The 19,603-nt window shown below is 71.2% G+C and carries 22 protein-coding genes, 1 tRNA gene and 1 pseudogene; 12 read left to right on the top strand and 12 right to left on the bottom strand.

Features of this window, described 5'->3' with window-relative positions:
- Window positions 1-129 precede the first annotated feature (129 nt).
- Window positions 130-558: a hypothetical protein gene (locus tag ACLF6P_RS20005; protein WP_415951914.1), complete on the top strand. Its 429-nt coding sequence runs from the start codon at window positions 130-132 to the stop codon at window positions 556-558.
- Window positions 559-898: 340 nt separating this feature from the next.
- On the opposite strand, the gene ACLF6P_RS20000 is transcribed toward ACLF6P_RS20005, so the two are convergent.
- From ACLF6P_RS20000 to ACLF6P_RS19990, 3 genes are all read right to left on the bottom strand, one after another.
- Window positions 899-1,951, bottom strand: a complete 1,053-nt coding sequence (locus ACLF6P_RS20000; RefSeq protein WP_415951913.1) for an RNA polymerase sigma factor SigF — start codon at window positions 1,949-1,951, stop codon at window positions 899-901.
- Window positions 1,948-2,361, bottom strand: a complete 414-nt coding sequence (locus ACLF6P_RS19995; RefSeq protein ID WP_415951912.1) for an ATP-binding protein — start codon at window positions 2,359-2,361, stop codon at window positions 1,948-1,950. The genes ACLF6P_RS20000 and ACLF6P_RS19995 overlap by 4 nt, the downstream gene beginning before the upstream one ends.
- Window positions 2,362-2,755: 394 nt before the next feature.
- On the bottom strand, window positions 2,756-3,016 hold the full coding sequence (locus ACLF6P_RS19990; protein WP_415951911.1) for a UBP-type zinc finger domain-containing protein: 261 nt from the start codon (window positions 3,014-3,016) through the stop codon (window positions 2,756-2,758).
- 112 nt (window positions 3,017-3,128) lie between these two features.
- Here ACLF6P_RS19990 and ACLF6P_RS19985 point away from each other — a divergent pair, with 112 nt between their 5' ends.
- The gene (locus tag ACLF6P_RS19985) at window positions 3,129-4,721 is read left to right on the top strand and encodes a Na+/H+ antiporter (RefSeq protein ID WP_415951910.1); all 1,593 of its coding nucleotides are present in this window, start codon (window positions 3,129-3,131) and stop codon (window positions 4,719-4,721) included.
- Window positions 4,722-4,729: 8 nt separating this feature from the next.
- On the opposite strand, the gene ACLF6P_RS19980 is transcribed toward ACLF6P_RS19985, so the two are convergent.
- From ACLF6P_RS19980 to ACLF6P_RS19970, 3 genes are all read right to left on the bottom strand, one after another.
- The gene (locus ACLF6P_RS19980; RefSeq protein ID WP_415951909.1) at window positions 4,730-5,737 is read right to left on the bottom strand and encodes a 1-aminocyclopropane-1-carboxylate deaminase/D-cysteine desulfhydrase; all 1,008 of its coding nucleotides are present in this window, start codon (window positions 5,735-5,737) and stop codon (window positions 4,730-4,732) included.
- A 111-nt stretch (window positions 5,738-5,848) separates the two neighbouring features.
- Window positions 5,849-6,439, bottom strand: coding sequence for an N-acetylmuramoyl-L-alanine amidase (locus ACLF6P_RS19975; protein ID WP_415951908.1), 591 nt, complete (start codon window positions 6,437-6,439; stop codon window positions 5,849-5,851).
- A 120-nt stretch (window positions 6,440-6,559) separates the two neighbouring features.
- Window positions 6,560-6,793, bottom strand: coding sequence for a hypothetical protein (locus ACLF6P_RS19970; RefSeq protein WP_415951907.1), 234 nt, complete (start codon window positions 6,791-6,793; stop codon window positions 6,560-6,562).
- A gap of 165 nt (window positions 6,794-6,958) precedes the next feature.
- On the opposite strand from ACLF6P_RS19970, the gene ACLF6P_RS19965 reads away from it, so the two are divergent.
- The 3 genes from ACLF6P_RS19965 (at window position 6,959) to ACLF6P_RS19955 (ending at window position 9,103) form a co-directional block, all read left to right on the top strand.
- Window positions 6,959-7,300 carry a hypothetical protein gene (locus ACLF6P_RS19965; protein WP_415951905.1) on the top strand — a complete coding sequence of 114 codons (342 nt, stop codon included), beginning with the start codon at window positions 6,959-6,961 and terminating at the stop codon, window positions 7,298-7,300.
- A 112-nt stretch (window positions 7,301-7,412) separates the two neighbouring features.
- Window positions 7,413-7,826: a YciI family protein gene (locus ACLF6P_RS19960; protein ID WP_415951903.1), complete on the top strand. Its 414-nt coding sequence runs from the start codon at window positions 7,413-7,415 to the stop codon at window positions 7,824-7,826.
- A gap of 128 nt (window positions 7,827-7,954) precedes the next feature.
- Window positions 7,955-9,103 (top strand): serine hydrolase domain-containing protein, encoded by a 1,149-nt coding sequence (locus ACLF6P_RS19955; protein ID WP_415951901.1) that lies wholly within the window; start codon window positions 7,955-7,957, stop codon window positions 9,101-9,103.
- A 40-nt stretch (window positions 9,104-9,143) separates the two neighbouring features.
- Here ACLF6P_RS19955 and ACLF6P_RS19950 read toward each other — a convergent pair whose 3' ends face one another.
- From ACLF6P_RS19950 to ACLF6P_RS19940, 3 genes are all read right to left on the bottom strand, one after another.
- Entirely contained in the window at window positions 9,144-9,974 is an 831-nt protein-coding gene (locus ACLF6P_RS19950; protein WP_415951900.1) for an ATP-grasp domain-containing protein, read from the bottom strand.
- A gap of 66 nt (window positions 9,975-10,040) precedes the next feature.
- Complete coding sequence (locus ACLF6P_RS19945) at window positions 10,041-10,715, bottom strand: response regulator (protein ID WP_415951965.1); 675 nt, start codon at window positions 10,713-10,715, stop codon at window positions 10,041-10,043.
- A 50-nt stretch (window positions 10,716-10,765) separates the two neighbouring features.
- Complete coding sequence (locus ACLF6P_RS19940) at window positions 10,766-12,016, bottom strand: sensor histidine kinase (protein WP_415951899.1); 1,251 nt, start codon at window positions 12,014-12,016, stop codon at window positions 10,766-10,768.
- 132 nt (window positions 12,017-12,148) lie between these two features.
- Here ACLF6P_RS19940 and ACLF6P_RS19935 point away from each other — a divergent pair, with 132 nt between their 5' ends.
- Entirely contained in the window at window positions 12,149-13,072 is a 924-nt protein-coding gene (locus ACLF6P_RS19935) for an ABC transporter ATP-binding protein (RefSeq protein ID WP_415951898.1), read from the top strand.
- Between the two features lie 48 nt (window positions 13,073-13,120).
- Window positions 13,121-13,978, top strand: a complete 858-nt coding sequence (locus ACLF6P_RS19930) for an ABC transporter permease (RefSeq protein WP_415951896.1) — start codon at window positions 13,121-13,123, stop codon at window positions 13,976-13,978.
- Between the two features lie 37 nt (window positions 13,979-14,015).
- Here ACLF6P_RS19930 and ACLF6P_RS19925 read toward each other — a convergent pair whose 3' ends face one another.
- Window positions 14,016-15,032, bottom strand: a complete 1,017-nt coding sequence (locus ACLF6P_RS19925) for a DUF4436 family protein (RefSeq protein WP_415951895.1) — start codon at window positions 15,030-15,032, stop codon at window positions 14,016-14,018.
- A gap of 146 nt (window positions 15,033-15,178) precedes the next feature.
- On the opposite strand from ACLF6P_RS19925, the gene ACLF6P_RS19920 reads away from it, so the two are divergent.
- Window positions 15,179-15,919, top strand: a complete 741-nt coding sequence (locus tag ACLF6P_RS19920; RefSeq protein ID WP_415951893.1) for a LolA-like protein — start codon at window positions 15,179-15,181, stop codon at window positions 15,917-15,919.
- Window positions 15,920-15,939: 20 nt separating this feature from the next.
- On the opposite strand, the gene ACLF6P_RS19915 is transcribed toward ACLF6P_RS19920, so the two are convergent.
- A tRNA-Ala gene (locus ACLF6P_RS19915) sits at window positions 15,940-16,013 on the bottom strand.
- 244 nt (window positions 16,014-16,257) lie between these two features.
- Here ACLF6P_RS19915 and ACLF6P_RS19910 point away from each other — a divergent pair.
- Together ACLF6P_RS19910 and ACLF6P_RS19905 are read left to right on the top strand one after the other, a co-directional pair.
- Entirely contained in the window at window positions 16,258-17,667 is a 1,410-nt protein-coding gene (locus tag ACLF6P_RS19910) for an MBL fold metallo-hydrolase (protein WP_415951892.1), read from the top strand.
- A complete protein-coding gene (locus ACLF6P_RS19905; protein WP_415951891.1) occupies window positions 17,664-18,470 on the top strand; it encodes a sulfite exporter TauE/SafE family protein in 807 nt (268 codons plus the stop codon). The genes ACLF6P_RS19910 and ACLF6P_RS19905 overlap by 4 nt, the downstream gene beginning before the upstream one ends.
- Before the next feature lie 44 nt (window positions 18,471-18,514).
- Here the strand turns inward: ACLF6P_RS19905 and ACLF6P_RS19900 are convergent, their stop codons facing one another.
- Window positions 18,515-18,796, bottom strand: a complete 282-nt coding sequence (locus ACLF6P_RS19900) for a metal-sensitive transcriptional regulator (protein WP_415951889.1) — start codon at window positions 18,794-18,796, stop codon at window positions 18,515-18,517.
- Window positions 18,797-18,872: 76 nt separating this feature from the next.
- On the opposite strand from ACLF6P_RS19900, the gene ACLF6P_RS19895 reads away from it, so the two are divergent.
- Together ACLF6P_RS19895 and ACLF6P_RS19890 are read left to right on the top strand one after the other, a co-directional pair.
- On the top strand, window positions 18,873-19,439 hold the full coding sequence (locus ACLF6P_RS19895; RefSeq protein WP_415951887.1) for a rhodanese-like domain-containing protein: 567 nt from the start codon (window positions 18,873-18,875) through the stop codon (window positions 19,437-19,439).
- 49 nt (window positions 19,440-19,488) lie between these two features.
- Window positions 19,489-19,587 (top strand): annotated as a pseudogene (locus ACLF6P_RS19890) (LLM class F420-dependent oxidoreductase); the annotation flags it as partial.
- Between the last annotated feature and the right edge of the window lie 16 nt (window positions 19,588-19,603).

The following is a 19,603-nucleotide window of genomic DNA, read 5'->3' as shown; positions in this document are numbered from 1 at the left end:
TCTCGCCCATACCCAGGGGTGGCCGGGAGCGGTGGCCGGGAGGGGTGGTGGGGGAGGGGTGAGGCAAGGGGGCGGGGGACAGGGGGCGGGTGCGGCGGGCCGGGGTGGAGGGCCCGTTACCCTGCAAGGGTGAGCAGTGAGCAGACCGCCGGGTCCGAGACGTCCGTAGAGCGCCCTCCGCGTGTGACCGTGGCCGCGGGGCTCGCCGCGGCCGAGGGAGCCGCGCTGCTCGCCCTCGGCGTGTGGATGCTGATGCAGGGGCTCAGCGGCACGGTCGACGATGTGACGCAGGCCGAGACCGGGGGAGTCACCCTGATCGTGCTGGCCGCGATTCCGCTGTCTGCGGCGCGGGGGCTGCTGCGGCTGCGCAGCTGGAGCCGGGGGCCGGCGATCATCACCCAGATCCTGGCGCTCCCGGTCGCGTGGCAGCTGCTGCAGGCCGACAGCATCGCCATTCCGGCGGGCATCGCCCTCGCCGTCGTCGCGGTCGCGTCCCTGATCCTCCTGATCAACCCGACGACCACACAGGCCCTGGGCATCGGCCCGAAGCAGCCCTGAACCCCGGGACGGGTGCCTCACCCCTCCCCCTTGGGTGTGGGGGAGTCGTGCGGCCCGCTCTCCCACCCAGCTGTGGGCGGCCTTACCGCAGGCCGGGTCCACCCCTACTCTTCACCCGACTGTGGGCAGTCGTGCCGCAGGGCGAGTGGGGTCTCCCCTGCTCAGTGGGGTCTCCCCTGCTCGAGCGAAGCCGAGAGCTTGGGGAAGGAGTTGAGAGCTTGGGGAAGGGTGGGCACAGCGGCACCCCCCCGGCGGGCAGCCGGAACGTTGCGCGGGCCACCGATCGCCAGCTGCGTGGTGGGGGCGCGGGTGCGGGAGCAGGCCCGTGCGGCGCGGGGGCCTACTCCTCCACCAGAAGCCGCTCCCGCAGCTGCGCCAGCGTGCGGGCCAGCAGCCGGGAGACGTGCATCTGGGAGATGCCCACCTCCTGGGCGATCTGGGACTGGGTCATGTTCCCGAAGAAGCGCAGCAGCAGGATGCGCTTCTCGCGGGGCGGGAGGTCCTCGAGCAGCGGCTTGAGGGATTCGCGGTACTCGACGCCCTCCAGCGCCTCGTCCTCCGCACCGAGCGTGTCGGCGACCGCCGGCGACTCGTCGTCGGTGTCGGGCACGTCCAGGGAGAGCGTGGAGTATGCGTTGGCCGACTCCAGGCCCTCCAGGACCTCCTCCTCGGAGATCGCGAGGCGCTCCGCCAGCTCATGGACCGTGGGGGAGCGTCCGTGCTGCTGGGAGAGCTCGGCCGTCGCCGTGGTCAGCGACAGACGCAGTTCCTGCAGACGACGCGGTACGCGGACGGCCCATCCCTTGTCACGGAAGTGCCGCTTGATCTCGCCGACGACGGTCGGCGTCGCGTACGTGGAGAACTCGACGCCCCGCTCGGGGTCGAAGCGGTCCACCGATTTGATCAGGCCGATCGTGGCGACCTGGGTGAGGTCGTCGAGGGGCTCGCCACGGTTGCGGAAGCGCCTGGCCAGGTGCTCCACCAGCGGGAGGTGCATCCGGACCAGGCGGTTGCGCAGCTCCGCGTACTCGGGACTGTCGGCGGGCAGCTTGCGCAACTCGACGAACATCGCCCGCGCGCCGCTGCGGTCCTGCGGATCGTGCCCAGTCATGTGTCCCGCCCTCCCCCGGCTGCCGCCGGGAGGTGTCCCCGGCCCGTGCCCGGCCTGGCCGAAGAGCGCACCGCGCTCGCCCCTGTCGCTCGCCTGCTGTTCTGTCTGCGGAGTCTCCTCCGCTTCCGGGTGCGGCCGGGCCTGCTGCTCGGGAAGGCCCGTGCCGCGGGCCCCGGCGGGGCCGACCCTGTCGTCGGTGGCCGCGCCGGATTCGCTGCCATCGGATGGCAGACCCCATGCGCCACGTTTGTCGCCTCGCACCGGCCCGTCCCCGTCCCTCACGCCGGCCCGGGTCCCGCGCCGCGCTGTTTGTACAGGCTGATGGCGACGTTCTTGTCGTCGTCCACCGTGGATTCGACCTTGCCCGCGAGCGCCGAGAGCACCGTCCACGCGAAGGTGTCCCTCGCGGGGGCGCGTCCGTCGGTCGTGGGGGCCGAGACCGTGACCTCGAGTGAGTCGTCGACGAGCCGGAAGACGCAGCTCAGCACGGAGCCGGGCACGGCCTGCTGGAGCAGGATCGCGCAGGCCTCGTCGACCGCGATCCGCAAGTCCTCGATCTCGTCGAGAGTGAAGTCCAAACGTGCCGCGAGTCCGGCCGTGGCGGTGCGCAGCACGGACAGGTAGGCACCGGCAGCCGGAAGCCGGACTTCGACGAAGTCCTGGGCCGCGGGCTCGCCTGCGATCTGGGACACCCTCACCTCCAAGGTGTTCGAACATGTCGGGCCGAGGACGCCTGCCGCATCCGGTCTGCCGGACGGCCTGCGTCTTCGGGCTCATCGGCCCGCCGACGGGCGGCGGACGACTACACGGCGTCGCGTGGATAACGCGCCGCGTGGTCCAGCGGTGACGCTATCGTGCTCCGAGGCTCCCTGTCCCGGGGGATCCTGCGCTTGAGACTCCTTGGCGTCACTCATGGTAACCCCATGTGTGCGGACAGTGGCTAGGGGTCTGCGGGCCCAAATGCCAACGGAGCGCGCCGGATTGACGTACCCGCGCCTCGCGCCGCCGAATCCCGCCCGCGTGCGCCCGCTGCGGGTGCTTTCCTGTCCCGGCGTTCGCGGCTGCGGCCCGCTGTCCGGACAGGTCCTAGACGATCGAGCCGTCGACAAAGCACCAGCGCCAGTTCTCGCCGGGTTCGAACGTGCGCATCACCGGGTGCCCGGTCTCCTTGAAGTGGCGGGTGCCGTGCTGGAACGGGGACGAATCGCAGCAGCCCACATGCCCGCAGGTCAGACAGAGCCGCAGCTGCACGGGGTGGCTGCCGGCCGTCTCGCAGTCCGGGCAGGTGGCGGTCAGGGCCGCCGGTTCCGGGTGGGGCAGCCGCTCGACGTGCGTGCACTCGTTCATGATTGCAGCGTACGACGTGGATCATCGCGCAGCCGGAGAACGCGGATCATCGCGCAGCCGGGGAACGCGGATCATCGGGCAGCCGGGAACAAGGACGGGCACGGGGAACGCGATGGATGTCTTGCCACTGCTCACTCTGGTCGCGGGCAGCGCCGCGGTCGCCGGGTTCGCGCGCCGCACGCCGGTGCCCGCACCCCTGCTCCTGGTCGCGGTCGGCCTCGCCGTCTCGTATCTGCCCGGCGTACCCGCGTACGAACTCGATCCGCACATCGTCCTGCCGCTCATCCTGCCGCCGCTGCTCTACACGGCCGGGGTGGAGAGCTCCTATCTGGATCTGCGGGCCAACTGGCGGCCCGTCCTGCTGCTCTCGGTGGGATATGTGCTCTTCGCGACGCTGGCCGTCGGATACGCCGTTCATCTGATCGTTCCGGATCTGCCGCTCACGGCCGCCCTGGTGCTCGGTGCGGTGATCGCGCCGCCCGACGCGGTGGCGGCGACCGCGATCGCCCGGCGGGTGGGGCTGCCCTCGCGGATCACCACGATCCTGCAGGGCGAGTCCCTGGTGAACGACGCCACCGCCATCACCGCGTACAAGGTGGCCATCGCCGCCACGGTCGGTGAGGGCATCGGCTGGGCGGGCGGCATCACCGAGTTCGCGGTCGCGGCGCTGGGCGGGGTCGGCGTCGGCCTGGTGCTGATGGTCCCGCTGCACTGGCTGCGCACGCGGCTCAAGGAGGCGCTGCTCCAGAACACACTCTCGCTGCTCATCCCCTTCGTCGCCTATGCGGCGGCCGAGGAGGTGCACGCCTCGGGGGTGCTCGCCGTGGTCGTGGTCGCGCTGTATCTCGGGCACCGCTCCTGGCAGGTCGACTTCGCGACCCGGCTGCAGGAGGCGGCGGTCTGGAAGATGGTCGCGTTCCTCCTGGAGTCCGCCGTCTTCGCGCTCATCGGCCTGCAACTGCCGGTCGTCCTGCGGGAACTCGGGGCCTACGAGGGGATCACCGCAGCCTGGTACGCGGTGGCCGTCTTCGTGGTCGTGGTCCTCGCCCGGTTCGTGTGGGTGTACCCGGCGACCTTCCTGCCGCAGTGGCTGTCCCCCCGGATCCGCGAGCGGGAGACGGACATCGGCTGGCAGGGGCCCCTGGTCGTGGGCTGGGCGGGGATGCGCGGGGTGGTCTCGCTGGCCATCGCGTTCTCGATCCCGCACCACCTGGACGACGGCTCGCCGTTCCCCGGGCGGAACCTCGTGCTCTTTCTGACCTTCACAACCGTGATCGGGACGCTGGTCGTGCAGGGGCTGAGCCTGCCCGCACTGATCAAGGTCCTGAAGCTGCCCGGGCGGGATGTGCGGGCCGAGACCCTGGCCGAGGCGCAGGCGCAGAGCGAGGCCTCGCGGGCCGCGCAGGAACGGCTCGACATACTGCTCGCCGACGAGCGCAACGCCCTGCCCGACCCGCTGGTCGACCGGCTGCGGGCGGTCCTCCAGCGGCGGCGCAACGCCGTGTGGGAGCGGCTCGGCACGGTGAACCCGGTGACGGGGGAGTCCGCCGACGAGACCTACCGACGCCTCGCGGGCGAGATGATCGACGCCGAGCGGGAGGTCTTCGTACTGCTGCGGGACGCACGGCGGATCGACGACGAGATGCTGCGGACGCTGCTGAGGCGGCTGGATCTGGAGGAGGCGGCGGCTTATCGGGAGGAGTAGCGGGGGCTTCAGTGGGTGGCGCGGTCCGTGGCCTTTGAGCCGTGGGTGGTTTCCGGGCCCGGGCTGCCGGTGATCACGGCGGCGAGGCGGGTGCCGGGCGGGAAGGCGCCCTCCTCGGTGAGCGTGTGCAGGCCGTACAGCAATTTGGCGACATAGAGACGTTCCACGGGCAGTGCGTGGCGCTCTTCGAAATCCTGCGCGAACGCCTCGAGCCCGGGTGTCGTACGGGCGTATCCGCCGGCGTGGAAGCGGTCGTCGAGGCGCCAGTTCGGGGTCGGGGCGCCGAAGGCCTCGGTCTGCAGCCGGCGTATCTCGGCAGCCAGGAAACCGCCCTTGAGTACCGGGATGCCCAGCGCGCTGCTGCCCGGGGCGAGGCCGGCGGCGAGGCCCGCGAGGGTGCCGCCCGTACCGCAGGCGACGGCCACCACATCGGCCTCGTCGTGCAGCTCGCGGCCCAGGTCCGTGCAGCCTCTTACGGCGAGGGCGTTGGAGCCGCCCTCCGGGACGGCGTAGCTCTCGGGCACTTCCGCCTGTGCCTGCGCTTCCGCCTGCGTCTGCGCTTCCGCCTGCGTCTGCGCTTCCGTCTGCGCTTGCGCTTGCGCCAGGATGCGGGCGGCGGTCCCGGGCTCGTGCTTGAGGCGGTAAGTCGATCTGTCGACGAAGACCAGACGCATGCCGTCGGCAGCACATCGGGACAGGGAGGGGTTGAGGGGGCGGTCGGCCAGTTCCTCGCCCCGTACGACGCCGATCGTGGGGAAACCGAACAGCCGGCCCGCGGCGGCGACCGCGCGCAGATGGTTGGAGTAGGCGCCGCCGAAGGTGAGCAGCGGGCGGCCCTGGGCGGCCTGCAGGTTCAGGGCGAGCTTGCGCCACTTGTTGCCGGGGAGCGCCTCGTGGATCAGATCGTCGCGCTTGAGCAGCAGCGTGACGCCGTGGCGGGCGAAACGCTCGTCGGCCAGCGGCTGCAGCGGGGAGGGCAGCCGCGGCCGCAGGGCGGCGAGATCGGGGACGGTCACCTGGACATTGTCGCCGGTCGGGCGTGACGCGGCGCCGGTGGGAGGCCGGTCGGCCCGGGGACGTGTGGACTCGGACGCCCCCGGGCCGGCCGGGGCAGGGGATCCCCCGGGTCACTTCAGACGTGCGTCGATACGCTCCCGCATGGCGCGCATCGTGAAACCGCGCGGATCGATCTTGCCCGGCTGCCATTCGAGGTGCCCGATCACGGACCGTGCCGTCCACCGGTGGTGGCGGCAGATCGCCGCGGCCGCGCGCTCGATCGCCTCCAGCTGGACCCCGGGCCAAGGGTCGTCACCGTCCCCCAGATTCTCGCACTCGAATCCGTAGAAATGACGGTTGCCGTCGGTGTTGGCCTCATTGTCCGGCGGCAGGCCCTTCTCGGCGATGACCGCGCGCAGCACATCGTCGTCGCCGAGCCCCGCGTGGTTGGCGCGGCCGTGGCCGACCAGATGGACCCGGCCGTCCTTGGTGATCACGCCGTGGCACAGCGGCCCGGGGAGCCCGGCGTACCCGTCGCGGCAGAGCCGCACGGTGTGCTCGCTGCCCCGCGTCACGGTGTGGTGGACCATCACCCCGTGCACCGGGCCCCAGGGCCCCTTGTGGTTGCGGTTGTGGTGGCGCCAGTCGCCGACCTCGACGACCGTGAGTCCTTCGTCCCTCAAAGCGTCCAGCAGACGGCTCGCGGACATGGGTGGGGCCATGCCGCCCTCCTCGTGGTGCATGCGGCAGAAGCGCCCGGCTGCGTCCTGCCCATAGCGGACGCTTGTACCGGAACCGCAGGACGAGGGCGACCCGTTCGAACCGTGAGCGAGCCGAACGAGTCAGTCGCGCAGGAACGCATCCCCATGCGTCGCGACATGCGCCTCGACCGCCTGCAGCGCCTGCTGGGTGGCCTGCGGGCTGCCGCTGCCCCGCTGCTCCGCGTAATAGGCGGCGCCGAGCTTCTTGAGGAGGTCCGCGCCCGCGCGCTGGGCCTGCACCTCGTCGAGCTTCTGCTTGCCCTGGGTGAGCCCGCGCTGGGCCTGCTCCTTGGCCCGGTCCAGGAACCCTGCCATGGTCTTTCTCCCGTCCTCGTGGTGTTGGTGCCTCGTGGTGCTGATGTCTCGTGGTGCTGGTGTGTCTCGTTCCTGACGTGCTTAACGCGTGGGCGGATCTTGAGGTTCCTCTCGGTGTTTTCCGGCCCCCTGGCCGTACTCCATGACGGGGAATACCTTGGAAATATGTCCGGACGAGATGAGCGCACCCCCGCGGCCCGCGCTCATGGTGAGACGGCGCGGAGGATCGGCGCACATCGCGAGAGCGACATCTGCCCGGTCTGCAAGGAGCCCGTGGACACGGTGGTCAGGGCCCGCAAGGTGCTCGGCGCCTATGTACCCGGCTATGCAGCAGGTCCCTGCCGCAATCCGCGCTGTTCGGCTAACCCCGACCGTACGGACACCGCGGTCGACACCGGGACCGGGCGCGAGAGCGGGGCCGAGGGGGAGGCCGGGGCCGAGCGTGAACCCGTGGCCAGGCGGGAGACCGAGGAGCAGGCCGACTGGCGGCCAGAGGACCCCACGTAGCAAATTCCTGAGGACTTTGCGGCGGGTTGCCGAGAGATGCCCGCCCGCTCCGACGTCTCCTGTGAATGCCGCCCGGCGACCGGGCGGGCGGCACGGAACAAGGAGTGGGCTCATGAAGTACCTCGTGATGGTGCAGGGATCGAAGGCCGACTACGACGCCATGAGCGGAAAGGCGAACGAGCACAGCCCGGCCTGGAGCGAGAAGGACGTACAGGCGATGTACGCCTTCATGTCCGACCTCAACAACGACCTCGCCCAGTCCGGCGAGATGGTCGACGGCCAGGGCCTCACCTCGCCCGCCCAGCAGCGCTCCGTCCTCCGAGGCGCGGACGGCCGGGTCGTCATCACCGACGGTCCGCACAGCGAGACGAAGGAGCTGCTCGCCGGCTACTGGGTGCTCGACTGCGAATCCGTCGAGCGCGTCACCGAGATCGCCGAGAAGATCACCGAGTGCCCGCAGCCCGAGGGCGCGCCCTTCTATCCGGTGCTCATCCGGCCGATCGAATCGGGCCCCGGCGAGGTCTGACGCCTGCCGCCGCGAGCGCGGTCCGGCGAGGAGGGGCTTTCGTTCAACTGGCCCTCGCGGGAATGCCGTCGGCTGCCTGCCAGTTGATCACCTACAGGCCGGTCAGCAGCGAACAGCAGGGGGATGACATGGCGCACGCGCATGTGGCGGGCGAGGTCGCGAACGGATTCGAGGCCGTACGGGAGGAGTTCGCCGACGTCGTGGCACGCGAGCCCGCCGACACCGGGGCGCAGCTCGTCGCCTACCGGGACGGGCGGCGGGTCGTCGACCTCTGGGCGGCGACCGAGGCGCAGGAGACCGGCGACGAACTGGCGCCCCTGTACTCCGTGACCAAGGGCGCGGCCCATCTCGTCATCGCACTGCTCGTCCAGGACGGCACACTCGACCTGGACCGCGAAGTCGCCCACTACTGGCCAGAGTTCGCCCAGCAGGGCAAGGGCGGGCTCACCCTGCGCGGTCTGCTCCAGCACCGCGCAGGCCTGGTCGGGGTCCCGGGCGGCGCGAGCATCGAGGAACTGGCCGACGAGCCGGCGCTCGCTGCCCGCCTGGCGGCACAGATCCCGCTGTGGCAGTCCGGCACCGCCTACGGCTACCACGCCTTCACCATCGGCGCGCTCATCGGCGAGGTGGTGCGCCGGGTCACCGGCCGCAGCCTGCAGGAGCAGTACGAGGAGCGGCTGCGCGCCCCCTACGGCCTCGACTTCCATTTGGGCCTGCCCGCCGGACTCGAAGCCCGCACGCGCGACATACTGCCGATGCGCCCGACGCCGGAACAGGCCGCCGAGCTGGGTCGGCAGGTTCCTTCGCAGGCGATGCACCTCGCCTTCAACATCGACGGCACCCCCGACCTCCCCACCTACGGCAACTCCCGCCTCATACGCGCCAACGGCCCCGCCTCGGCGGGCGGCGTCGGCAACGCACGCGGCGTCGCCGCCCTGTACGCGGCCGCGCTGACCGGCCTCGACGGCGGCCCCGCGCTGCTCAAGCCGGAGACGCTCGCGCTGTTCACCGGCGCGGCGACGGCCGGAAGCGATGTCGTCACGGGAGAGGAGCGCCACTTCCTCGTCGGCTTCGAGGCCCAGCAGGTCCGCTACCCGTACCTCGGCGCCGATGCCTTCGGCCACTGCGGTGCGGCGGGCGCGGAGGCCTGGGCGGACCCGTCCACCGGGCTCACCTACGCGTACACCCGCCGCCTCTGGGCCTACCCCGGAGGAGCGTCCGCCGAGAATCTGCCCCTGGGTGAGGCGGTGGTCCGGGCGGCGACGGGCACCTCTTAGGTTCCGATCAGACCCCGATCAGATCCCGATCAGACCCCGATCAGACTCCGAGCAGCCGCCGCACCGACCGGACCATCGCGGCCACGAACCGCCCGCGGGTCGCCTCGTCGACAAGGTCGAGCGAGAGATAGGGATTGAGGTCCTCCAACTCCACGAGGAGCAGCTCGCCGTCCGGCGCCCGGCAGGCATCCACCCGCTGAATGCCGTGCGTCAGCTTGTTCCAGTCGATGAAGCGCCGGGCGAACTCCAGGTCGGCGGGCGTCGGTTCATACGGCACAAGCTCCCAGCGCCGCTCAGGATCAGGTGCGTACAGGGCGTACTGGAAGGCATCGTCGACGAAGTAGAAGGACACCTCGTAGCGGAACGGGATCTTCGGCTGGACGAGGATTCCGTCCCCGTACGGCAGCGAGGCCAGCTCCCCGGGTGGGACCGTGCGCAGCCCGATGGAGTCGGCGCCCAGCTTCGGCTTCACCATGTACGCCTCCGCGGCCGGGAGCAGCCCGGTGTCCGCCGCGCGGTCGGCCGTGGGGATCACGGGCAGACCCTCGGCGGTGAGGTCGAGGAGGTACTCCTTGCCGGCCATGTCTCCGCGGCCGTCGAGTGTGTTGTACACCGGGATGCCGCGCGTGAGCGCGGCATGCCCGAACACGCGGTACTCCTCCTGGTAGTTGAGCACCGGACCGCTGTTGCGGACGATGACCGCGTCGAAGCCCCCGATCAGCGCCGTGGCGTCCATTGGATGGCACAGCGCCAGAGCGAAGTGCTCACGCAGCCGCGCGGTCAGCGCGATGTCCTCATCGCCGTAGCGTCGCCCACGTGCCGGGTAGGCGAGATCGGCGACGTAGAGGATGCGGGGCTTGCCGGGCGTCATGCGGGTCCTTCCGTGCGAGGGTTGTTTGTTGCGGGTTCAAGTTATCCGGGCCGTGGCCGCGTCTCCTCACTCTCCGGTGCCGACCAGTCCCGCCTCGTACGCCATGATCACCAGCCGTACCCGGTCCCGGGCATCGAGTTTGGCCAGCAGCCGGGTCACATACGTCTTGGCCGTCGCCACGCTCAGGTGCAGCTTCTCGGCGATCTCCGTGTTCGTCAGGCCCGAGCCGATGAGGGTGAGTACCTCACGCTCACGGCCGGTGATGCCGCGCAGCTCGCGCACGGGGGCGGACCGCTGCTCCTTGGCCGGGGCCAGAAGCGCCCCCGAGGCCGCGGCGGTTCCCGAGGCGCAGCCGAACCCCGTGGCGAGGTCGGACCGCGAGACGAAGTCCTTGATCAGGCGGCGAGTGACGGCCGGGGCGAGCAGTCCGTCGCCGGAGGCCACCACCCGTACCGCGTCGAGGATCTGCTCGAGCGCCATGTCCTTGACCAGGAAACCCGCCGCACCAGCCCGGAGCGCGCCGTATACATAGGCGTCGTCGTCGAAGGTCGTCAGGACGATGATCTGGGCTGCGGACGTGCCCGCCACGATCTGCCGCGTGGCCTCGATCCCGTCCATCTCCGGCATCCGGATGTCCATCACGATCACATCCGGATCGGCCTCCTCGGCGAGCCGCACCGCCTCGGCGCCGTTGCTCGCCTCGCCGACCAGCTCCAGATCCTCCGCTGCCTCGATCACCATCTGCAGGGCGGCCCGCACGAGGGGCTGGTCGTCGACCAGCGCCACGCGGATCACCGGACCTCACCCGCCGGCAACGGCAGCCGGGCCGCGACACGGAAACCGCCACCGGAGCGCGGGCCTGCCCCGAACTCGCCGTTCAGCAGCGCCACCCGCTCCCGTATGCCCGTCAGCCCGAAGCCGCCAGGACTCCTGGAGTCGCTCACGCCCTTCCCCCGGTCGGTTATCTCCAGCGCCAGTTCCCGCTCCCCGTACTCCACCCGCACCTCACAAGCCTCCGTCCTCGCATGCCGTACGACATTGGTGACCGCTTCCTGCACGATCCGGTACGCGGACAGGTCTATGTCCGGCGGCAGCGGGCGCCGGTGGCCCTTCCAGTCCAACTCGACGCGGACACCGGCCGCCGAGATCGACTCGGCCAGGCGGTCCAGGTCGGACAGGCCCTGCAACGGGGCGAGTTCGCCCTCGCGCAGAGCGCCGAGCATCCGGCGCAGCCCCGACAGGGTGTCCCGGCCGGCCTCCTCCACGGTGCGCATCGCCTCGCCCGCGCGGTCCGGCCGACTGTGCACGACTCGCGCGGCCGCGCCGGCCTGGAGCGCGATGATGCCGATGCTGTGTGCCACGGTGTCGTGCATCTCGCGCGCGATCCGCAACCGCTCGTCCGTGACCGCCTGGGCGTCCGCCTGGGCCCGTAGCGCCGCGGCGTGCGCCCGGGCCTGGTGTGCAGAGTCCCCGACGACCAGGGCGACGAGGACCAGCAGCACCACCGCGAGCAGCTGGGCCGTGTCGATGTTCCCGCGCACGGCTATCCGGACGGCCACCGGGAACAGGATGACGGCCAGTGCGAAGGACGCCGCGATGGCACCGATACGCCGCCCGTGCACGCGCGCGAGGCAGTACAGGGCGAGCGCCGGGCCGAGGAACGCCACGACGGGGAACTCGGACATGCCGAGCGCCCCGGCGGCTCCTGCCGGACCGAGCAGGAACACCGCATATCCCTTCAGGGGGCGGCGACGAAGCCGCCGGCCGCCGAGGATCACCGCACAGGACATCCCGATGATCAGCACCCAGCCGAGCAGGCCGGGCTCGAACGAAGGCAGGGGCGCATGGTCCATCGTGGCCTCGCCGGGCAGCCGGTAGAACCCGTCGAGAAGCGCGAAGACCAGCGTGCCGAACCACAGCACAACCGCCCACGTCTCTGCCGGAACACGCCGCAGCAGCGGGGCCACGGGCGCGCCTGCCGCGCCGGGCACGGAAGGAGTGCCAGGCGCTGCGGGGGCCGGATCGGCCGAGTTCGTGAGCATGTCGCGATCGTATCGACGCGGCCGTCGGCGGACATCGGCCCACGGATGTACAACCTGGGATGACATCCGGCGCCGGGGATTGTCAGCCACGGCCGGACGACGCGGCAGGGCCGCCCGCGGGACCGTATTCGCATGATCGAAGCCACGGAGCTCACGAAGCGATACGGCGGCAAAACGGCCGTGAACGACCTGACATTCACCGTGCGGCCCGGCCGCGTCACGGGCTTCCTCGGGCCGAACGGCGCGGGCAAGTCGACGACCCTGCGCATGATCCTCGGTCTGCACGCTCCGTCATCGGGCACGGTCACCGTCGACGGGCGGCCGTTCGCCGAATGGCCGTGCGGCCTGCGGCATGTCGGCTCGCTGCTCGACGCCCATGATGTGCACGGCGGCCGCAGCGGCCGCGCCCAGCTCGGCGCGCTGGCCCGCAGCAACCGGATACCGCGGAGCCGGGTCGACGAGGTGCTCGCCGAGGTGGGGTTGGGCGAGGTGGCCGGCCGGCGGATAGGCGGCTACTCGCTCGGCATGAAGCAGCGACTCGGCATCGCCGCCGCCCTCCTGGGCGACCCGCCCGTCCTCCTCTTCGACGAGCCGCTCAACGGGCTCGACCCGGAGGGGGTGAAGTGGGTGCGGGACCTGTTCCAGCGACTCGCAGACGAGGGCCGCACCGTCTTCGTCTCCAGCCATCTGATGTCCGAGATGGAACACACCGCCGATGACCTGATCGTCATAGGCCGCGGTGAGCTGATCGCCGCCGAACCGCTTGCGGCCTTCGCCGCCCGAGGCACCCGGCTCACCGTCACCGTCCGTACACCCCAGGCCGACACGCTCACCCACCAGCTCAGGGCAGCGGGCGCGATGGTCGCCTCCTACGGGGAGCGCCTGGAGGTCACCGGAGCGACGGCGCCCGAGGTCGCCCGCCTCGCCCTCGACCACCGGATCCTGCTGCACCACCTGTCCACCGAGAACGCCTCGCTGGAGCGGGCGTTCATGGAACTCACCGCTCACAGCGTCGAGTACGGCGCGAGGGAGACGGCCGCGATACCGGGTGCGTGACGGCACGCACTCCTACCGCCCCGCCCGACTCCGACCCCAGGAGACGTCATGACGCTCGCATCCCTGAACCCGACCGCAGGCCCGGACAGCGAGAGCCGCCCTGAACCCCGGCCCCGTTTCCTCGACCTGATGGCCGCCGAGTGGAGCAAACTCCGCTCCTTGCGCTCCACTCCCCTTGCGTACGGGGTCACGGCCCTGGCCGTCCTCGCCTTCAACCTGGGCGGCGCCTACGACACGTACAAGTACTGGACGGAGCGGAGCGCGGCCGATCGCGCGCAGTTCATCCACGACGGCATACCGCTGCAGCACGCCTTCAACACCAACGCCGCAATGATCCTGATGCTCGCCCTAGGCGCGCTGGGGGCGTTCACCATCGTCAACGAGTACAGCACCGGCACAGTGCGCATGACCTTCGCCGCCGTCCCGGACCGCGGTGCGGTGATGGCCGCGAAGGCCGCAGTGCTCGGTGCTCTGACCACGGCCTTCGGACTGTTCCTTGCCGCCGCCTCCTTCTTCGGCACGCAGGCGATCCTCGGCGCACGCGATGCGGGCATCGGCCTCGACCACCCTGGTGCGCTCCGGCTCCTGCTCGCCTCCGCGCTCCTCGCCCCGGTCTGCGCGCTAGCAGGCTTCGCGCTCGGCGCGCTCATCCGGCAGACCTCGACGACCCTGATCGCGATGGTGACCGTCCTGCTGCTCCTGCCGATAGCCCTGACCGAAGGCCGCTACTGGTCGGCCCTCCTCGGCCACACCCTGCCGTCCGCGGCCTGGTCCCGCCTTGCCGAACCGAACTACAGCGCGGCCCGGTTCGGGTGGAGCGAAAGCGGGGCCTGGACGGTTTATGGGGTGTGGATCGTCGTGGCGGCCGGGATCGCGGTCGTGTGCGTCCGCCGCAGGGACCAGTAGGGGAGCGGGAGGCGCGCAGAAGCCCGAGCGATACCCGTCACCTGCGTGGACGGGGACGCCGGACCCTGCTGCCGGCTTGCACCCGGCGCCGGTGCAGCCCCCGCGGGCGTGCGGTCTCGTCCGCGGAGGCCGGTGAGGCCGGGCCGCCCAGGCGGTGTTCCAGGCTGATGCCGTGGAAGACCAGGCGGGTCAGGGCGAGCGCGATCAGGGCCTCGGCCCAGTAGAAGGCGGCGTAGTCGAGCAGACAGCCATTGGGAGGTGAGCCAGGAGCGGCATTACGCAGACCCACCAGGGCGAAGAGGCTGGCGGCGAACCAGCCGAGGGCCGCCCACAGCAGGCCGCGCCCCTGGCGCACCACCAGCCAGCAGGCGAGCACCACGGACAGGGCGATGGCCCACATCGCGCCCATCATGAACCAGGCCATGATGAACGTGGATCTGGAGCGGGACACCTTGCTGGTCACATGCGCCACATCCGAGGAGTAGCCGGTGGTGCGTGTGCCGTAGACGAAGTTCGCGTTTTGGTCACGGAAGTTGAGCACCACCGGAACCTCGTCGCCGCCCAGCATCGCGCCGACCGCGAGCAGGCTCTCGTAGCGGTCGAAGGGATAGTCGGAGACGGTGCCTTGGCGCAGCGGAAGGGTGAGGTCGCGCAGCCGGGCCGTGCCGTCCGTGGGAAAGGTGAGTTCCTGCGCGTCCGGCGCGTTGGTGATGATCTTCAGTTCCTTGCGGGGGCCTCCGTCGGAATCGGCGTATAGGCCCTGCGGTTCCGCGGTGAGCCTCAGCGTCACTTCGCGCTTCTGCGCATCGGTGCCGTGCACCGTGGCCTCGACCTCGATGCGGTTGCGTGCTTCGGCGGCACCCACGGTCAGGGTGCGCTCACGGGTCAGCCGCTCATTCACGTACAAGCCGATACCGAGACCGAAGACGACGAGGAGGGCGAGAAACATCAGCAGGAAGTGACGCCACGGCAGCTGCGTGGTCCGCGCGGCTGCGGCGCGGTGCAGGGAGCGGAGGCGGTGCGGGTCCGCGCCGCGCACGTCCGACTCAGGCACGGCCCGATCTTCGGCCGGGCCGGGCTGGGTGCACCATCCGGGCACTCCGCCAGGCCCTGGCGCCCGGCCCGGATGCGGGCCGAATGGGTGACGGATACGGTCGACACGTGAGAAAGGGGGGCCGATCGGGTAACGGGAGGCTTCTCATGGCGGGCTCACATGCGGCCAGGACCCTGGGTGTCACGGCTACCGCGGCGGCGCTGGCCCTCGGTGGCTTCGCGGGAACGGCGGCGGTGGCGGCGGATGACAACGGCGTCGTGAACCTGGATCCGGAACAGATCCTTCGGCGGTCCGCGGCGGCGTTCAAGGCGGCGGACTCCGTACATATCGAGATCAAGGACGACGGCGCCAGAACCGGGGTGGAGGAGGCCGACCTGTCGGTGGACCGCCAGGGCAACTGCACCGGCGACATGAAGCTGCCGGACGACGGCGGCGGTTTCGCCTTCATGGTCCAGGCGGACCGGACGACGTGGATCAAGCCGGACGACAACATGCTGGAGAACCTGACCTCCGACTCGGGCGGCCCCTCCTCTCCCTCCTCCGAGACCGACGAGCTCGAGGGCAAGTGGATCGAACGGGACCTCGACGGCTCCGAGGGGCTCGAAGGCCTCAAGATCCTCTGCAACCTCGACACCCTGCAGACGCTCGCCACCACGCAGCTCACGGACCCGGTCAAGGGCGAGCGGAGCGAGATCGACGACACGAAGGTCATCGCCGTCACGGGCATGGCCAACGGCCAGGAGCACACGCTCTACGTGGCCGCGGAGGGCAAGCCTTACCCGGTCGGATCCGAGTCCGCGGACGGTGAACTCTCCGCGGCGCTCAGCGACTTCGGCGAACTGGTGACGGTCATGCCCCCGCCGGCTGGCGAGGTCACCACGCTGTAGGACCCTCGGTCGGGGCGGGATGGGGCCGGCCGGATTCGAACCGGCGTCCTCCTACATGCCGTGAAGGCGCGACGACCACTGCGCTACGAGCCCCATCCTGCCCGGGATCCTACGGACCCGTCGGCTCGGGCCGCCACCGATATGGCGCCGCCCGTACGAGCACCTCAGGGGCCCGGCCGTACCCCGTACTTCTTCGGTCGGGCCCCTGAGGTGTGTCCGACTGCCGACCCGCTCCTGATCGATCGCGCACTTCTCCCTCGGAATACCCCCCTGGGTATAGCTGTTAGGGTGAGTGGCAGATACCCCCCGGGGTACACGTTCGAGAGGAGTCGTGAGTCGTGTTCTTCGTCGACACCATGGAGTTCGAGGGCCTGGGAAACCGTGGCTACCTGGCCGGCGGGCCCGATGCCGCAGTGGTCATCGACCCGCCACGTGACATCGACCAGGTCATCGCCGCAGCGGCCCGCCGCGGGGTGCGCATCGCCTTCGTGGCCGAGACCCATGTGCACAACGACTACGTCACCGGCGGCCTGGAGCTGGCCCGTATCACCGGCGCCCAGTACCTGGTCCCGGCCGGGGCCTACGTGTCGTTCGCCCGCACCCCCGTCGCCGATGGGGACACCGTGACGGTCGACGAGGGCCTGGCGCTGCGCGCCATCGCCACTCCGGGCCACACCCCGCACCACACCTCCTACGTCCTCACCGAGGGCGGACGTGGCGTGGCGGCGTTCACCGGTGGCTCGCTGCTCATCGGCACCGTGGGCCGCCCGGACCTGGTCGAACCGAGGCTGACCGAACAGCTGGCCCGTGCCCAGCACGCCTCCGCCCACCGCCTGGTCGACGAGCTGGACGACGAGGTGCCGGTACTGCCCACCCACGGCTTCGGCAGCTTCTGCTCCTCGTCCCAGGCCGAGGGGGACGCGACGACGATCGGCAAGGAGCGCAGCACCAACGAGGCGCTCACCCTGGACGTGGACACCTTCGTCGCCCGCATGCTCGCCGGGCTCGACGACGTACCCGCCTACTACGCGCACATGGGCCCGGCCAACGCCGCGGGCCCCCCACCCCTCGACCTCACCCCGCCCCGGCCCGCGGACGCCGAGGAGATCGCCGCCCGGCTGGCCGCCGGTGAGTGGGTGGTGGACCTGCGCAGCCGTATGGCCTTCGCCGAAGGGCACGTGGCCGGCTCCTACAACTTCGAGGGCGAGGGCAAGCTCGCCACGTACCTGGCCTGGCTGATCCCCTGGGGCAAGCCCGTCACCCTGCTCGCCGACACCCCGGAGCAGATCGCCCGGGCCCAGCGGGAGCTGGCCCGGGTCGGCATCGACCGCCCGGCTGCCGCCGCCACCGGCGATCCGGGCGGCTGGATCCGTCCCGGAGAACAGCTCGCCTCCTTCCCCCGCGCCCGTTTCGCCGACCTCGCCCAGGTGCGCGAGCGCGGCGAGGGCACCGTCGTCCTGGACGTGCGCCGGGACTCCGAGCGCGCGGGCGGCTTCATCGACGGCTCGGTGCACATCCCGATCCACGAGCTGCGCGGCCGTATCGACGAGGTGCCGGACGGGGTGGTCTGGGTGCACTGCGCCGGCGGTATGCGCGCCGCGATCGCCGCGTCCCTGCTGGCTGCCGCCGGCCGTGACGTGGTCGCGGTCGACGACGCCTTCGACGCTGCCGCCGAGGCGGGACTGGCCCTCGCCGGACCCGAGGACGGCGGCGCCGGACCCGAGGGCGGCGGCGGTGTCATCGCGTGAGCGTGCTGATCCTGGCCCTGATCGCAGGATCCGTGGTCGGCCTCGCGCTCGGTGCGCTCGGCGGGGGCGGCAGCGTGCTGGCGGTTCCCGCGCTGATCTACCTGCTCGGCTTCGCCCCGGCCGCCGCCACGACCGCCAGTCTGATCATCGTCACCGTCACCTCGCTCACCGCCCTGTACGCGCACGCCCGCACCGGCAGCGTGCGCTGGAAGGCCGGTGCCCTGTTCGCCGCCGCCGGGCTTCTGCCCGCCGCGGCGGCCGGTGCCGCCGCATCCCGGCTCCCTCAGCCCGTACTGACCGCTGCGTTCGCCGCCGTAGCGGCCCTGGCCGCCGTGAAGATGCTGCGCACCGGCCCGAAGGCGGTACCGAACACCGGCAGTGGCACTGGAACTGGCAGTGGCACCGGCACTGGCACCGGCAGTGGACCGACCCCTGCCGTGCGCCCGGCGAAGGCCGCCGGGACCGGCGCGGGACTGGGGGCGCTGACCGGACTGCTCGGCGTCGGCGGAGGCTTCCTCGCCGTCCCGGCCCTGGTCACGGTGCTTGCCTTCGAGATGCAGGCCGCCGTCAGTACGAGCCTGCTGGTCATCTCGGTGAACTCGCTGGCCTCCCTGGCCACGCGAGGCGCCACCACCGCGGGCATCGACTGGGCGGTCATCGGCCCCTTCACCGGGGCCGCGATCCTCGGCGCCTGGGACGGCAAACGCCTGGCCGCCAAGTTCAGCGGCACGCGACTGCGTCGCACCTTCGCCGTCGTGCTGCTCGCTGTGGCCGCCTTCATGCTCATCGACGCGCTCACCTGACGTACGAGGCGAGCGACCTCAGGTGGCGTACGAGGTGAGCGACCTCAGGCCAGAGAAAGGAACAGCTTCTCCAGACGCGCCCGCATCTGCTCCCGGTCACCGGAAGCGGCCATGTCCTCATCGGTCAGGCAGTGCTCGAGCCCCGTGGCGATGATCGCGAATCCCGCCTTGTCCAAGGCCCGGGAGGCCGCGGCGAGCTGCGTGACCACGTCTTCGCAGTCCCGCCCCTCCTCGATCATCTTGATCACCCCGGCGATCTGGCCCTGCGCCCGGCGCAGCCGGTTGACCACCGTCTTCAGTTCCTCAGCCGCCATCGCCAGTTCCACAACCCACACTCCTTCGAAATACCCCCATGGGTACCCTACCCAAGGGGTAGCCCCCACCGAGCAAAGGAAATTCCCCGTGGCACACACCACCGCCCTCACCGCCGAGCAGGCCAACGCCCGTCTGCACGAGCTGACCATCATCGACGTACGCACGCCGGGCGAGTACGCCTCCGGTCATGTGCCCGGAGCCCACAACATCCCCCTCGACCACCTGGACACCGCCCTGCCCGCGCTGAAGTCCGCGGCCGAGCGCGGCGACCTCCTGATGGTGTGCGCCTCCGGGGCCCGCTCGGCCACCGCCTGCCAGCTCCTGGCCGATCAGGGCATCACCGCCGCCACCCTCACTGGCGGCACCACCACGTGGACGCAGCTCGGCCACGACACCCACCGCGCCGCCGGTACCCGCACCCCGTGGGCCATGGACCGCCAGGTCCGCCTCGCCGCCGGATCCCTCGTCCTGACCGGCCTCGTCGCCGGCCGCCGCTGGAACGCGGCCCGCTGGCTCTCCGCAGGCGTCGCCGGCGGCCTGGTCTTCTCCGCCCTCACGGACACCTGCGGCATGGCCAAACTCCTCGCCAAGCTCCCCCACAACCGCCCCAAGGCCACCGACCTGAACGACACCCTCGCGAGCCTGACCCGCTGACACCACCGGCTGTTCCGGCCGGCCGGAAGCCGCTGAGAGCCGTTCACGGTCCTGGCAGGCCGGCCTGACCACCCGCATCCGGTCGGGCGTGACGCTCCTGACCGCTTCCTGCCGGCACCCGCTGATGACCGCGCGGATGGCGGCCAACGCCGGTCCCCCGCGGA

Source organism: Streptomyces lothianensis, from assembly GCF_047779955.1.
Classification (GTDB): domain Bacteria; phylum Actinomycetota; class Actinomycetes; order Streptomycetales; family Streptomycetaceae; genus Streptomyces.
This window is presented reverse-complemented; position numbering and strand designations above follow the sequence as displayed.

Excerpts from the sequence above, each read along its gene's own strand:
- ACLF6P_RS19975 (WP_415951908.1), bottom strand. The coding sequence starts at position 6,439 with ATGGCCCCACCCATGTCCGCGAGCCGTCTGCTGGACGCTTTGAGGGAC.
- ACLF6P_RS19990 (WP_415951911.1), bottom strand. The coding sequence starts at position 3,016 with ATGAACGAGTGCACGCACGTCGAGCGGCTGCCCCACCCGGAACCGGCG.
- ACLF6P_RS19940 (WP_415951899.1), bottom strand. The coding sequence starts at position 12,016 with ATGCTCACGAACTCGGCCGATCCGGCCCCCGCAGCGCCTGGCACTCCT.
- ACLF6P_RS19950 (WP_415951900.1), bottom strand. The coding sequence starts at position 9,974 with ATGACGCCCGGCAAGCCCCGCATCCTCTACGTCGCCGATCTCGCCTAC.
- ACLF6P_RS19955 (WP_415951901.1), top strand. The coding sequence starts at position 7,955 with ATGGCGCACGCGCATGTGGCGGGCGAGGTCGCGAACGGATTCGAGGCC.
- ACLF6P_RS19970 (WP_415951907.1), bottom strand. The coding sequence starts at position 6,793 with ATGGCAGGGTTCCTGGACCGGGCCAAGGAGCAGGCCCAGCGCGGGCTC.
- ACLF6P_RS19930 (WP_415951896.1), top strand. The coding sequence starts at position 13,121 with ATGACGCTCGCATCCCTGAACCCGACCGCAGGCCCGGACAGCGAGAGC.
- ACLF6P_RS19960 (WP_415951903.1), top strand. The coding sequence starts at position 7,413 with ATGAAGTACCTCGTGATGGTGCAGGGATCGAAGGCCGACTACGACGCC.
- ACLF6P_RS19985 (WP_415951910.1), top strand. The coding sequence starts at position 3,129 with ATGGATGTCTTGCCACTGCTCACTCTGGTCGCGGGCAGCGCCGCGGTC.
- ACLF6P_RS19945 (WP_415951965.1), bottom strand. The coding sequence starts at position 10,715 with ATGGTGATCGAGGCAGCGGAGGATCTGGAGCTGGTCGGCGAGGCGAGC.
- ACLF6P_RS19935 (WP_415951898.1), top strand. The coding sequence starts at position 12,149 with ATGATCGAAGCCACGGAGCTCACGAAGCGATACGGCGGCAAAACGGCC.
- ACLF6P_RS19965 (WP_415951905.1), top strand. The coding sequence starts at position 6,959 with ATGTCCGGACGAGATGAGCGCACCCCCGCGGCCCGCGCTCATGGTGAG.
- ACLF6P_RS19920 (WP_415951893.1), top strand. The coding sequence starts at position 15,179 with ATGGCGGGCTCACATGCGGCCAGGACCCTGGGTGTCACGGCTACCGCG.